Source organism: Sphingopyxis sp. H053 (assembly GCF_001468225.1).
Lineage (GTDB): Bacteria > Pseudomonadota > Alphaproteobacteria > Sphingomonadales > Sphingomonadaceae > Sphingopyxis.
Genome location: NZ_LNRU01000005.1, coordinates 12,975 through 27,131, shown reverse-complemented (window position 1 = coordinate 27,131; position 14,157 = coordinate 12,975). Strand labels below are relative to the sequence as shown.

Sequence of the window (14,157 nt, the reverse complement as noted above, 5' to 3'; positions counted from 1 at the left end):
GGGCTGAAGGAGCGCGTGCGATGATCGAGGTCTTCACGGTCGGCGGCGGCGAATATCTCGTCAACGTCTTCAACGCGGTTGCGTCGTGGGCGGGCTCCGGTGGTTACCGGGGCCTCATTCGCGTCGTGATGGTGATGGCATTCACCTGGGCGCTTCTTGTCACGGCGTGGAACATGGATCCGCGAGCCTTGCTCAAGTGGTTCATGCAGGCGACGCTGATGTATATGGTGGTGATGGTGCCGACCATCTCGGTCAAGGTCACCGATCGTACCAATCCCGGCGTTACCGCCGCGGTGGTCGATAATGTTCCCGTCGGCCTCGGCCTGATCGCGGGCTTCACGAGCCAGATCGGGGATTATCTTACGCGCGCGGCCGAGACTGTTTTCGCGATGCCTCAGGTCCTGAACTATTCGACAGGGGGCATGATTTATGGCGCAAAACTACTCGATGCGACGCAGGGCCTCCGCATCGACGATCCAGTCTATGCGACCAATCTCAACGAGCATTTCAAACAATGCGTCTTTTATGACGTCCTTCTCGGTCGCAAGACATATGACGACATTCTGAAATCGTCGGATCTCTTGACCGCGATGGGACCGGGCTCAGTCGCTCTGTCGCAGCAGTATATCTACCCTGACGGCACGTCGGGAATCATAACGTGTCAGACTGCCTACACGTTCATCAGCGCAGGCTGGAACAGCTACTATGCGGTTGCTGCTCCGAAGATTGCCGCCCAGTTCTTCCCCGGCATTCCCGCTGCACAGGCGACCGCCCGGCTTAACAATGACATGATCGGAATGGGAGCGGCGGGGATGGCCTCGAGCAGCGGTCAGCTTGTCAGGCAGGCAATGTTCATCAATGCTTTGTCCGAAGCGCGCGACGGCTTTGCAAGCGGTTCCGCGCAAGGCGCGATCGACGCTTTTGCTCAGACGCGCGCGGACATCCAGACCCGCAACACCTATTCGACGATCGCCGGCGGTGCGATGAAGTGGGTTCCGTTGCTGAACATTGTGCTGACGGTTGTCTTCTATTCGTTGTTCCCGATCCTGTTTCTGCTGATGTTGCTGCCTACCAACGGGATGACGGTTGCCAAGGGCTATATCACCGGCTTCTTCTATCTCGCCGCTTGGGGTCCGCTCTTCGTCATCCTGAACATGATTTTCATGTCGCGTTGGCAGGATTCCTTGGCGTCGTGGGGCGCCAATGGTGGCCTCACAGCCGCCAATTTCTCCGGTATCTCGGCCCTGAACCAGGACGTCGGCGCGCTCGCTGGCTACATGATCATGTCGGTTCCGTTTATCGCGGCAGGCATGGCCAAGGGCGCAATGGCGATCGCGTCGCATTCGGCGAGTTTTCTTTCGCCAAGCCAGAATGCCGCGGAGCAGGCGGCCGCAGAGGCCACAACGGGCAACTACGCATATGGCAACGCCTCGCTGATGAATCGGCAGATCAACACGCTGAACCGCGACCAATATTCTACGGCACCGAGTTTCAATACCGGCGCCGGCACGATCCAGCAGCGCTCGAGCGACGGCGCGTTCACGCGATACAATGAAGACGGCACGTTCGCCTATGACACGAGCCAGGGCATTTCGAACCTCGGGTTCGGTATCTCGGCTAGCAAAGATTTCGGGGCTCAGCTGCAAAAGGGGCTCAGCCAAGGTTCCAGCGTGGTCGAACAAAAGCGAGTCGCCGCGAGTGATAGCTGGGCGGCTACCCGCACGGAATCGGCGAGATTGTTCGACACCGCGCAAACGTCGGCGAGCGCCACAACCGAAGAGGGTCGCTCTCTGCAGTCGTCGATCGCGCAGGTCCAGGATCTGTCTTCGAGCTGGTCGAATACGCTGCAAACCCAGTTCGGCATGACGAAGAGTCAGGCCGATCAGCTTGCTCGAGACACCGTATTGACGGGGAGCGCTGGTATTGGTGCATCCGGTGCCTTGAGCGCTGGGAAAGGCGGACCGCTGTCGGGGTCTGCGGACCTCAAAGCTGGGCTTGATGGACGGTCGAGCGATACTCGCCGAACCGACCAAGGAGTTTCGACTTCGACCCAAAATACTGATGCACATCAGTGGCTCGAAAAGGAATCCAATTCTGAAGCGGCTCGCCAAGCGCGCGAGAGCTTCTATCGTGCAACGGCATCGTCGACAGATAGCCAAGTCCGCGGACTTGGTCAGGAGGTTTCTCAAGACCTTCGTCATTCGCAAAGTCTCAGCGAGGAGGCGTCGCGGGCCGAAGACCAGTATCAGCGCTGGTCGAACGAATTCTCGCAGTTCGAGCGCGACGGCTACGCGCTCAACAAGAACCTTAGCCAAGACTTCGTGCGCTATGCTCAAACAGCTATGATGGATCCTCAAAACCGCCATCTCGATCAGAGCTATCACCCGGGCCTGGTCAATATGACGCCGACGCAAGCCCTCACGCAGGACGCCTTGGTGAAGCAGTTTATGGATGATCGGGTCGAACAAATGCACCACGACCTCGGGGTGGTTCCCGATGCGCCGGGGGCGACCATTGCGGGGCCGTCGTTCTCAACTGCCAACGAAGTTCGTGCGATCGGTGCCGCCGGCATGGCAGAAATTGCTGCTCGTGGGCCATCGGTCGATGTTACCGGTTCTGCTCGAGATGTTGGGCTTGAGGACAGCGTTAGCGGCCGACTTGACGGCAGTGTAGCGAGGCTGGATGATTATGGTCATGGAATGAGGGCAACGCTGCTCGGCGATCGGCGGCAAGCCGACAATCTTGGCGCAACGGCCGAAGCTCGAAACGATTCTTGGGTTATACGGACAATGCCGGGCGTTGCCGGCGCAATGCGAGCTCTCGGCCTGGACGGCCCTGGCGAAGCGCCGCTTGGTGGCCAGCGGGTGAATCTCGGGGGTGTCGCGTCCGCCGCTGGCCTCGACGTAAAGCCTGGCGCCAACCTCAGCTCAATGGACTCGAGCATGGCGCCAGCCCTGACGGCGGCGGCGGCTTCGGCACAGGCACTCGGGTTACCACAGCGCGTGGTCACATCTGCGCGCGATAGCCAGCATACTCGCGGCAGCTTGCATCCAGAAGGAAAGGGCGTTGATCTGCGAGGAAGCGACATCAGCGTTGCCCAAGGAAAGCAATGGGCGCGGGATGTGCGCGAACGGCTTGGCCCAGATTACGACGTCAATTTTGAGACGTTCAAGGACAATCCGGCCAATAACCACCTCCATCTGGAGCATGATCCTAAACCCCGGGGTGGGCGCGGTAGGAAACGATAGTGCTGAGTTGCCGGTGGGTGAATCCACCGGCAACCGTCAGTGGCTGCCCACCGCCAAGATGAGGGCGAAGTATGACGCAATGAGCGCGAAAGCTGCATAGAGCGCGCGCCGCCCCCAAGGCCCAAGCTCAGTCTTGCGACCGCCATTCGACATGCGCGCAAGCCCGTCTTCCGCAGCCGACGCGATGTAAAGCGGGTGCGATGAATCGTAGTACCGGCGGCTCCAGTCGGATCCAAAAGGCTTAAACTGATCGTCCATGACAAAATCCTTCACAAGCGAACATACAGGAAACACCCCGAAACGGCAAGTTCCTGTATGTTCGCGCAGAAGGATGATTCTGATCCGCAGGCCTATCCGAAACTTCAAAGCGAAGTCTGGCACCGTATCGGTCAGCCCGCCCAGTCAGGAAGACGACTGATCAGAAGTTACCAAGGTTCCGCTTGAGATAGAGCACTAACGATAGTGCCTCTTGAAGCGGTCCAATCTCAACGGTGGCATCAACATCATAATCGTTCGGCCATTTCACCGAACGCACCGCAGCCTTGTTCCCAGTCATCATTTGCTTCAACAATATGGGGGATGAAACGCAGCCGCCTTCCGACGTTGCAAATGGCGCATTTTTGTCAACTCGAATGGCCCCGCGTCGCCCCGGAAAGTCGTGGCCCATAATGCAGACGCTTTGCACCGTCGTTGCGCTGCCCATATACAGAAACAGGTTGCGAGCGGTCAGGCTACATTTGTTGGCATCGGTGATCGGATCGATCTCGCATTTCACCGACCAGCCCTCCCCGGTCAATTCCGCACCGGGCTTCAGCACATATCCGCTGCCATCGCTGGCGTAGCGATAGGGACTTCCGCTCGGTGTTGTTCCGGTGCGGAAGCGCATTCCGTATCGTTCTTCATCGACTTCGTTTGCCTGCCACTTTGGTTCAGCGGTTTGTGCAAACAGTGGCTGCGAAACCATTGCAGCGACGATGGCCAATGCGACCTTCATTCTATTTCCCCTCACGGCTCCCCGCCAGCACACATAATCTCCGCAGTTCGCTTCGCTTCGACTGCCGTCTCTTCCGCGGACGGTGTAACTGATGGCACGTCTTCGAATCCGGGCACGACCTGATTTGAGACTGGTCCGGCTGCCTTGTATCGTTCCCGCACTTCGGCAACGTCCGCTTCAATGCGCGCTGCCTTCGCTCGCACACAGGTTTGATAGGGTGAGTAGTGCATAACGATCCAGGCGACTCCCACAGTTGCCATAGCCGCTATCAGCGCGAGCTTATCGCTTTTGTCGTCGTCCTCATGTCACTCTCCTCGATCTATCCGTTATCAAAGGTGGTTCGCCCGGCGCACCGTGCTCGCGCAACTGCGCCAAATCATTTTCCGATCGTCCCAACGGGCGACATAGCTCGCGCCTTCTGCGAGCATCGCGCAGCTGAGATTGATGCCGCCGGCGGATTGGACGATCGCGACCATCCGACCATATCTGTCCCGCTTGACCGGCATGATGGTGATCCGGGCGCTCACCAGCCTTTGAAGGGCGGCGCGGTGTGCCTCTGGATTTCCGGGCGCGCAAACTCGTCCTTGCCGACAATGGCCCTTCTTTTCAGCCGCATCGATGCCGAGCAGTCGGACACGTTCCTCACCGCAGCGGAGTGTGTCACCGTCGATCGCGCGACAGGCGCCGGCGGCAAGCGACTGCGCAGGGGCTGCCGCCGGCGAAGTCAGCAGCTCGCCGCCAGCCAGGATCAGCAGCATCGCGCCGGCATGTCCAAACATCAGGGCATTCACGAGCGATCCCCTCCCCGCCGAATCCAACGAACTTCTTCCCGGACCGCTTTCGCAAGGCCAAGGAAAATGTGACCGACCAGATAAAGGGCGAGCAGAGCCCCGCCGAGATCGAGCATCTCGGCCGTCGATTGCCAGCGTTGTAGGGTGAGGATGCCGGCGACATCGCCTAGTTTGGATGCGACGATGATCGCAGCGCCAAACGCCGCCGTTGAAGCGCCTACAACCCAAAAGACCGATTCAACACGGCTGGATCCCGTGCGGGTTATGAATCGTGCAGTCGATAATGACATTGCCGCGATTTTGCGGTTGAGCGCGATCGGCGCGGCCAATGCTCTCGATATGATTGCTCGCATGGTTCGGCCTCGTCCTATTTGATGCGCGCTTATCATAGCTCGAGGCCCTTTGAGCGATCGAGCTGGGGTTCCTCGCGAGGTGCTGCCGGCGCCGGCGACGCCGGAGATTTTCCGGTGTCCTTATCTGGCGAGGGCTCGGGACTGGAAAGGTCCGTTGCCTTGCTTTCGGTTTTCGGCTCGGAGCCGCGGATATCGAGATCCGCCAGCCCGCTAAGGTCGAGCTTTCGATCGAGGTCGCCGGTGCCGGACGGCTTGTCGAGGTCAACGGGCGGTTCCGGAGAAAAGTCTTTCCCTTTTTTGGAAAGGATTTTCTCGACGGCGAGCTCGCCAATGGCCTCAAGCGCGGAACTCTTCTCGCCCCGGTTGTTCTCAAGCTGCGCGACCAGCTTTGTTTTGTCGTCGGTAAACAAACGAACATCATTCTGCTGACGCGTATGGTTGACCAGGAACGCTCGCGCGTTGGAAAGGTTCGATTCACGGGCGCCCATGACGGAGAAAACGGTTTCGTTCGTGATACCCTGGGCCATATGGGTGTTGATCGCGTAGGCGAGATCCATACGCTTCAGCATCTTGTCGCCATTCTGCAGCTCGCGGAGCTCGCCACTCGCCAGTTTCACCGTGATGCCTTCTGCCGTCACCTTTTCAACGCTCGCGATCGTAGCATTGATCATCCCGCGGCCATCGCGTTTATCACTATCGGTCCAGCGGATCCGTTCACCTTCATGCACCTCGATCCGCTTCTCATTGCTGAGCTTCAGCCGATTAAGCTTGCCCGTGGGGTCAATCTTGATGGGCTCGACGCGATGCTTCTTCCCGCGCATGTCGACAAGATCGACTTTGCCGTTGTCGAAGATACGAGCAATTCGATAATCGCCTTTCGTAAGTCCAAGGCCATTGTCGCGACTTCCGACCTCGAGGAATTCAGCCTGACGCCAATTACGGGCGTATCGATATTCCTCACGGGTGAGCTGGACCGTTTCCCGGACATTGAATGCCCTTCCCTCGCCCTGCAGCGTCCCTTCCGCCTTCAATCCGTCCTGAATGATCTGGTTTGCCTCCGCTCGGCCGTCGCGGCTCGATGGGAGCAGCGTCGTCTTTTCGCGCTGGTCGGCAGAGAGCGCCAGCCACGCATTCGCGGCGTCGCCTATACGATTGTCGGATTCAATGACGCGATCGCCAAGGATGGCGATTGCACCGCGAACATTGCCGGCGTCAGCGAGATCAGCGACAAGCCTCATCTCCTCGGTTTTCTGCCGCATGTTGATGTTGACTTCGCTGACGGGAAGTTGGTCCTGGATCGCGCGGGCTTGCATGAGCGAGAAGCTCTTCCCCGCGTCGATAGGATTGAGCTGCTTCCGGTCACCGATGATGGCGAGACGGCCGACTTCCATGAGGTTCGCGATAGCGGTCAGCTTGTCCATTTGCTCGTTCGAGATCATCGAACCTTCGTCGAGGATGAGATAGACGCCCGCGAGTTCGGCCTTCCGGGCTGCGAACGCTTCCGCCGAGCCCTCCCCGTTCAGGAACTTCTCGTTCCGAAATATAAAGGCGTGCGTGGTCATCGCCTCGAGACCGGTATCGGTCTTGAGATCAGCGACCATCTTGTTCTGGAATGCGAGGGCCTTTGCGTCACCTTTGACGTCGGCCGTCAGCAACAGCGCGTCTTTGCCTTCAGCGCTGAGCATCCTTGCCGTGGCGTCGATCGCTTCTGCTTTGGCGATTGGCTGGAGCATCGTCGATTTACCGGCGCCCGCGCGACCTTGGACAAGGACGATACGATCGGGCGATGACACGATCTGGATCGCGGCGGCGAGCTGCTGATGGTTGAGTTCTCGCGGTGCTGCCAGTTCGGCCAGGCGCGTGGCCGCGACGTCGGCGGTCATAAGGGGCCGCGCTTCGCCGGCGCCGGTATCCATCGCCTTCAGGATCCGGCGTTCCTGCTCGATGGCCTCGCGCGTGGTTATCATGTCGACAGCTTTATCAAGACGTTGGGATGTCTCTGGAACGATCTCACCCTTTTCGACCAGCTCCGCGATCCGCCGCTCGATTCGATCGGGCGTGACACCTTTCTCGCCCAGGTCGACCGCAGTCTTGATTACGTCGGCCGTTTTGAACACGGCTTCGCGCTCACTCAGAATACGAATGGCGCTGGCAGTGGCATATTGGGTGCGCGCGGTAGCCGGCGTCCTCGTGAGCTTGGCGAGACCGGAATCGACGAGCGGATCGTCAGGGCGGCGCAAATAGTCGATCAGCCTGTCGCGGCTGTCACGGATCGCTGAACTTACGGCCAATATGCCGCGCTCGATCGGCGAGCTGCGCTCCTGCGATCGGGAGAGCGCCATCGCGTAGATCTTGTCGCCGTTATATTGGTAGTCGCGCGCTTCAGCACGCCACCGCTCGGCGAGCTCGCTGCGATCGCCGGCGTCCATCTTCGGATCGCGAGTGCGCTGCGTGATGGCTCTTCGCCCCTCGGGACTATGCACACCGAGTTCTTCAGCCTTAGCCTTGATGTCGTTCCCGCGTTTCGAGAAGCCGTCGAGCGCCTCTTTATTTATGCGCTCACCATTGGGACCGAGAACCTCGAAAGCGCCGTGCTTGCTGGTCACTTCTGTCTTGTAGCCCAGGCCCTCGAGCTTTTCGCGCAATATGGCGTTCGCCATGGAGCTCAGCACGGCGCTGGCCCTATACATCGCGCCGTTGTGCCATGCGCGCCACCCGTCGTCGCTCGTGATCTCGCCTGTCTTCTGATCGACCTGATCGGGATTACGAAACCGCTCGGGCAATCTGGTCAAATTGGCGATCACGGCGTGGATGTGGCTCTGCGGATCCGTGGCGCGGCTCGTATCGTGCGGGAACAGCGCATAGACGAGATTTCCGGTTCGGACCGCGACGTCCTTGCCGTCGACATGAACTCGGGCTTCAGCCAAATTCTTCTCTGCCCAGGTCATCGTCTGTTTGACGGCAGCCATATGCGCGGCGAGGATCCGTTTGTCGCCGGAAACGAGAGCGAGGAGCGAAGCCGACTTCGGCATTGAGAATGTGAAATCACGGCCGCTATCGCGGGTCTCGGCGTCGCCGACTTGTTTGCCGTCAGGCAATTCTCCGTTCAAAATCCGCTCGAAGGTTGCCGTGTCCACCGTCCCGGAAAGCCCGAGATCCTGGGCGCCTTCTCCCGCCCATGCCGAGGCGGCCTCGGATTGCTCGGCCGTGTAATAATTGTCGGCCGCGAAATAGGCCGCCGCACCGCCCGCCGAATGAACCTTGCCAATCGATACGGTCATGATGCGTCAGCCTGCCAGAAATTCTTGCGGCCGTACTGGGCGAGCGCCCAACGTGCGCGACGCTCACGCCACAACATCGGTTTCAAGTCGGCGTGGGACGGGCCCGTCCAGGTGAGCTTGAGGCCTTGGCTGGTGAGCCGATCTTCGAGCTCGCTGGCATATATGTCTTCAGCTGAGCCCAGTTTCGCTGCCAGCGTCCAGCCATCAATGAGGCCCCATCGCATTCCCGGTCCGACACCCCAACCAAGCACCAACATGTCGAGGACGAAGGCATCATCGGCGACGCAGAGGGCGTAAATGAGGCCACTCGGGCGGAGCGAGCCTCCAGCAACATCGCGAACCAATGTCCAGCTTTCGAGGTGCCGAAGTGCAACTCGCGCGGAGGCAATATGGGCGGCCCGTATCACGCGGGCGTTTTTGCTTTCGCGAACATATGCGAGATCGAACGGCGGCGAGAACAGCAACGACATTCCTGCAATCGTTCCCCCAGCTCGACCACCCTGCCGTTTGATTTCAACTGTAGGTGTGAACACCGCCGCAATTACCGCGTCGCGATCGAGGGCGGAAAGACCGAGCGCGTCGGCGCCCCCGCCGAGCCAGTGGATCGTTCGCCCAGCCGAATGATGTTCAAGGATCCGCGCTTCGATCTGCTCGAGCACTTCCATGTGGAAGAAGCTGATCATCGCGCCACGCCCTTAGCCATCACAATTGCTTCCACCCGGGGACGGGATCGCCAATGTGCCACTTCCCGCACCGGTCGCATTGATAAGGCTGCAGCAGTGCGATTTTGCGCCGCCTGTCCTTGTGCGGGGCGTACCGGAACTTGTTGAGCTGGACCAAAATGCTCTTCGCGGCACCAGCTGCCTTTCTCGTCCTCCAGGCAACCATGGCCGGGCATTGTGGACTGAACGGAAGGCGCCTGAAGCTCATGGCGGGTCAATCCATGTCCATGTCGAGATCATCGCTGCCGCGCGCCATGCCATCGGCCCCGAGCTCGGCGCCGCCGGCGCGGCGGTGCTCGCTCTCACCGAAATCCATACGGGATTCGCGGCGGGCCAATTCACCGCTCTTTTCTTCCGCAGTATCTTTCGGTCCGCGCAGTTGTTCTTTGTGGGCGAGCGCATCTTGCTGGCCGCTACTCCCGGTCGAAGCGTTGCGCGGTGCGGCACCCGTGGGCGGGTCGTCGTCGATCGAACGCTTGGCCAGCGACGTGATCGGCGCGGGCTTCTCGGTTTCTCCCTGCGCAGCGATCCGCCCGTCCAGATGCGACCGACGGACGTCGAGGACGTCCCGCGCGCGGACCTCCCGCCCATCTTGCAGGTCGGTAATCTCGCGACGTTCCTGCCGCTCCGTCACGGCTTCAACGCCCGGCTCAGGACGGTCGGCCGCGATGTCCTGGCCGCCCCCTTCTTCGCCGTCGCCGTCGCCGTCGCCGTCGCCCTCGTCCTCATCGCTGGGATCGACATCCGGCGGTGGCGCAGCCTCTATGAAGCCCTCGGCAATTGAAGGAAAACCGACGTAGGGAAACGAAACCAGTGTAGAAGGAAACTTCTCAGGGAAACGAACATAGGCGTTGAGATTTGGGAGACTGGTGATGTCGTCCGCTATCACCAGCGCCTCTTCCTTGGTGGTCGGTGAGATGGTCGAAGCGTCACGAGTTTGATGCGCGCCATAGCTGTAGGATTCATCCATAGTCCGGACCTTGCGGAAGCCGATCAGTCGGGAACATTCCTCCGCTGTCTCTCTCTCCTTTACGCGAAGAATCACGTTGGTGTTCGTCAGGCTGATGATGTTCTGTGCGCCATCGTCGCCATATGTTTTTCGCAAGCCTGCAAAATTGTGGAGCCCGAGAAGGAAGGCGCCACCAAAGCTGCGGGCGGTCTGCAACCCTCTCTCAAGCGCAGGCAGCTGATGAAGCGCGGCGAGCTCGTCGAAGATAAACCAGGTACGAAGCTGCCGTGTGTGCTTGAGCGTCATGATCGTGTTGATCGCGATATTCATCCACAATGTGAGGAGCGATCGCGACATATCGAGGTGCGCATATTGCGCGGTTATGAAGAGGATGGACGCCTCTCCATTGTCCCGCTTGATCCAGTCCTTGATCGAGAAAGGCTCGCCTGCGTGCGGCAAGAACCTGATGGACTCCGCATGGGAGTTCAAGACTGCGCGGATCGACTGAGCCATTTTTGCCGCATCCGGCGATATGAGCGGGTCAGCCACAGTGCCCTTCAAGCTCTCGTAGATTTTCTTCAGGCTGGCTTTCAAAAGCTCGTCGCAAAGATGCTGGTTCGTGGCGCGACCCTTCCTCCGCAAATTGTCGCACATCTCGACAAACAAGGTGCGCGCGGCCTTCTCCCAAAATCCACCATCGGAACCGTGATCCGCTGGGATGAGGGCCGTCGCTGCAGTCACCAATTCGCTGCGTGAGTGACAGTCATTGAACAATGACCAGGACTCACAGCGCGCATCGTTGAGATTCAAAACGAAGTCGCGCTCGGGATCGTAGAAGGCTTCCATATAGTGACCGGTAAGGTCAAACAGGACGCATCGGTCGCCCCTCTCGATCGCCTGCGCGACGACCTGTCGAATGAGTGTCGTCTTACCCGTGCCGGTTGTCCCGGTGAGCATGACATGGCTCTGCTCGAACCCATAAGGGAACGGGAGCGTCGCGATCTTATATGGCAATATCACACCCGCTGCTTTGAGATCAGCGAGCGGAAGGGCTTCAACCTGCGCAAGAGTCATGTCAGGGAAAGCTTCTTTAGCGCGTTCCCGAACGCGGTCCATATTGTGCCGGTCGAGCATCATTTTGAGAACGTCATATTCGACAATCTCGACACCGCGTTCGTGATGATCAGCAAGGATCGAGACGCCTCGTTCTCGCGCCCATGGAATGAACCACCAAGCGAACACGCCAGCACCGATTGAAGCAAAAATGAAGCTGCCCCAAAAGGCGTTCATCAGCTTCGCCCACGCGATCTGCACATCCGGGACGAAAGGTACGTACCCCATATAGGTTTGATAGACAGAGCCGTCCCGGAGGGTCACGTTGGCACGCTTCATCTCGTCGAACCCGACGAAATTCCAGAACGCCGCAAGCGCCTTCGTACCAAGCATCTGGAACTCATAATCGTCGAGGATCAGGGTCAGCTTGAGCCACGCAAAACCGAGCAACAATCCGATCCAAACCAAGAGCGGAACGCGAGCGCCGCGCCACCACATCGAGAACTGGTGACCGATGAGTTGGGATCCGCGGGTGAAGTTTCCGCTGTTTCGGTTGGCCTCGCCGTGGCTCGACCACGCACGCGGATGACGGGGGCGTGTGGGCTTATCCCCCATGGTGCCGCTCCAGTCGCTGGTCGACCACCGAAAGAAACTCGTCGCGCCGATCGGGAGCGTGCTTCTTCACCCACTCATCGGCAACGAGCTGCATATACTCGCAGATGATTGCCATGCGCTGCGGATTGAACTGCGGGCGGTCGCGGTCCGCCAAAAAGAGGATGAGGACGCGCCGAACCAACTCTGATGTTGTGATGCCCTCTTCCTGCGCAATCTTCGTCAGAGACGACCAAGTCTCCGGTGAAAGCGCTACGGAACGACGATGAAATTCCAAACCACCCTCCCTCGGTAGGGGATGGGTGATGGGTTCTTGCGAAAGGCGAATGCTGGTTACCAGCACGCTGCAGAATCGTCAAGGTGCGCCCCTTGCAGCGCGGAAAATGGTGCAATTGGCACCCTGGTAACCACAGGTTTTGGGCGGAAATCCGCGCCTTTTTCGGGGTGCGAAGTGCACCCTTAGGCGGGTTCGAAATACACCCTTTGGGGTGTATTTTGCACCCTGTTATTCGCATTTGTTTTCCGTATGTTGCGGAGCAACGGCTTTGCGGCTTGCCGCATACCGTGTGCATCTCAGAATGAGATATACCCGAAGTGGTTTTCTCATTCTTCTATTCGAGATTGAATTCGGGCTTAGCCCGTCATCTTGCCAAGGCAGGGGCACTTTGTGACCCTGCCGGGCATCCAATAGGACGGCAGCATGATGCGAAATGCATCGACTGGCATTGCGAGATTGCCGGGCCGAATGGTCCCGGCAATCTAATCGTTATCGTTCGGCGGAACGAGACCGATCAGGTTCCAAAAATGGAACCCCACGAAGATCATCCGTGCTTACGGATGCGGATCGATTGTGACACCTGTGGGATAAATCGCCACAAAGCGCTGGCGTAGCGCGCCCCAAACGCAATTCATCTTGTCGCCAGCGACGATCAAGTTGGAACTGTATCGGGTACATCGCTGTGCGGCTGAATGGGTTGAGGTAAAGATTGCAACCGTTCCCATATCGTACTGGAATTTCACCCGCGTCATGATAGCTATGGCATCAGCTACGACGGATCAGAAGGGACGATACTATGCCAAGAGCGAAGAAGATCGAGGGCAACCTTGACGCGATTGCTGCGAGGCGTGCAGCGCTCGAAGCCGAACTTGCTGAGATTACGGAAGCGGAACGTCGCGCTCGCGAGGCCGAACGCGATGCGGGACGTGATGCGCTGCTCGGTGCGCTTGCCAAGGTGAAGATCGCCCGCATGGATCGGAGCGAAGCGACGGCCATTGCGAAGGCGATCGAGAAGCATGGCGCGAAGAAGATTGCGGAGAAACTCGCGTGACTTTGAGACTGCCGGCGATGCGCTGTCCGCCAGCGTAGTCAGGCGGCTAGCGAGCAGGATCGTTCTGGCCATCGCATCGGTGGCAACTAAAGGAACCGCCGCCCGTCGGGCAGCGGTTCCGTTCGGCGCTCAATGCGCCGCCCTGCAAAGCTGGTCGTATCTGAAATCGAGTTCCATTTTCGTTTCCGCCAGAGTTTCAGCGAAATGATCTTCGTGTATTGAGATCAGGTGGCAATCCTCGGTCGTCATGGCGTGCCAATCGATCATGTCCGCGAAATATTCGGTGCGATCGATCTGGCGATTGATCGACCGCGCCACGCTTTCGAGATGGGCGATGCGGGCGTTGATTGCGAGTTCCATGATTGTCCTCCTGTGGAGACTGAAGGGGCGGCCGAGACCGCCCCCGGGATGATCAGAAGGGGACGTTGTCGTCCTGGACGTCGTCGTCACGATCTGCAGGTGCACCACCGGCCTTTATGATGGTGGCCATCCGGTCGACGATCAGATCGACCGTGTAGTGACGCTCGCCGTTGCTCTCGTAGCTGTTCTGGCGGACGCGACCGGTGATGCGGACCAAGTCGCCCTTGCCGATCTTCGCGGCCCGTTCGTGCATCTTGCCGAAGCAGGTAACGCTGTTCCAGTGGGTGTCGTCCTTCCAGCTGTCGCCGTCCTTGCGGGGATAGTTGGCTGCGACATCGAGGTAAGTGACCTTATCTTTGGCGTCGACTTTGCCGACGCGGCCGATGATGTGAAAGTCTGCACAATTCTGCATGATGTATCTCCTTGGGTGGTGTCGTTGCTGACGCACTTCGAGGAGGCGGCCGTC

General features: G+C 59.1%; 12 protein-coding genes. 2 read left to right on the top strand and 10 right to left on the bottom strand.

Features of this window, described 5'->3' with window-relative positions:
* Positions 1-20 precede the first annotated feature (20 nt).
* Positions 21-3,248, top strand: coding sequence for a conjugal transfer protein TraG N-terminal domain-containing protein (locus ATE70_RS10425; protein WP_058537883.1), 3,228 nt, complete (start codon positions 21-23; stop codon positions 3,246-3,248).
* 36 nt (positions 3,249-3,284) lie between these two features.
* On the opposite strand, the gene ATE70_RS10420 is transcribed toward ATE70_RS10425, so the two are convergent.
* The 8 genes from ATE70_RS10420 to ATE70_RS24815 all read right to left on the bottom strand — a co-directional run bounded on the left by ATE70_RS10420 (position 3,285) and on the right by ATE70_RS24815 (position 12,280).
* Positions 3,285-3,506, bottom strand: a complete 222-nt coding sequence (locus ATE70_RS10420) for a hypothetical protein (protein ID WP_058799823.1) — start codon at positions 3,504-3,506, stop codon at positions 3,285-3,287.
* Between the two features lie 160 nt (positions 3,507-3,666).
* Entirely contained in the window at positions 3,667-4,242 is a 576-nt protein-coding gene (locus ATE70_RS10415) for a hypothetical protein (RefSeq protein ID WP_058537881.1), read from the bottom strand.
* A 329-nt stretch (positions 4,243-4,571) separates the two neighbouring features.
* Positions 4,572-5,033, bottom strand: coding sequence for a thermonuclease family protein (locus ATE70_RS10410; RefSeq protein WP_231732823.1), 462 nt, complete (start codon positions 5,031-5,033; stop codon positions 4,572-4,574).
* Entirely contained in the window at positions 5,030-5,362 is a 333-nt protein-coding gene (locus tag ATE70_RS10405; protein WP_058537880.1) for a hypothetical protein, read from the bottom strand. The genes ATE70_RS10410 and ATE70_RS10405 overlap by 4 nt, the downstream gene beginning before the upstream one ends.
* Positions 5,363-5,418: 56 nt before the next feature.
* On the bottom strand, positions 5,419-8,667 hold the full coding sequence (gene mobF, locus ATE70_RS10400; RefSeq protein ID WP_058537879.1) for a MobF family relaxase: 3,249 nt from the start codon (positions 8,665-8,667) through the stop codon (positions 5,419-5,421).
* On the bottom strand, positions 8,664-9,350 hold the full coding sequence (locus tag ATE70_RS10395; RefSeq protein WP_058537878.1) for a hypothetical protein: 687 nt from the start codon (positions 9,348-9,350) through the stop codon (positions 8,664-8,666). Before ATE70_RS10395 ends, mobF begins: the two co-directional genes overlap by 4 nt.
* A 253-nt stretch (positions 9,351-9,603) precedes the next feature.
* Positions 9,604-12,006 (bottom strand): type IV secretion system DNA-binding domain-containing protein, encoded by a 2,403-nt coding sequence (locus ATE70_RS10385; RefSeq protein WP_058537876.1) that lies wholly within the window; start codon positions 12,004-12,006, stop codon positions 9,604-9,606.
* Entirely contained in the window at positions 11,996-12,280 is a 285-nt protein-coding gene (locus tag ATE70_RS24815) for a ribbon-helix-helix domain-containing protein (RefSeq protein WP_197411436.1), read from the bottom strand. The genes ATE70_RS10385 and ATE70_RS24815 overlap by 11 nt, the downstream gene beginning before the upstream one ends.
* Before the next feature lie 796 nt (positions 12,281-13,076).
* On the opposite strand from ATE70_RS24815, the gene ATE70_RS10375 reads away from it, so the two are divergent.
* On the top strand, positions 13,077-13,331 hold the full coding sequence (locus tag ATE70_RS10375) for a hypothetical protein (protein ID WP_058537874.1): 255 nt from the start codon (positions 13,077-13,079) through the stop codon (positions 13,329-13,331).
* A gap of 129 nt (positions 13,332-13,460) precedes the next feature.
* Here the strand turns inward: ATE70_RS10375 and ATE70_RS10370 are convergent, their stop codons facing one another.
* The gene (locus tag ATE70_RS10370) at positions 13,461-13,691 is read right to left on the bottom strand and encodes a hypothetical protein (protein ID WP_058537873.1); all 231 of its coding nucleotides are present in this window, start codon (positions 13,689-13,691) and stop codon (positions 13,461-13,463) included.
* A 52-nt stretch (positions 13,692-13,743) separates the two neighbouring features.
* Positions 13,744-14,103 carry a single-stranded DNA-binding protein gene (locus tag ATE70_RS10365; protein ID WP_058537872.1) on the bottom strand — a complete coding sequence of 120 codons (360 nt, stop codon included), beginning with the start codon at positions 14,101-14,103 and terminating at the stop codon, positions 13,744-13,746.
* Between the last annotated feature and the right edge of the window lie 54 nt (positions 14,104-14,157).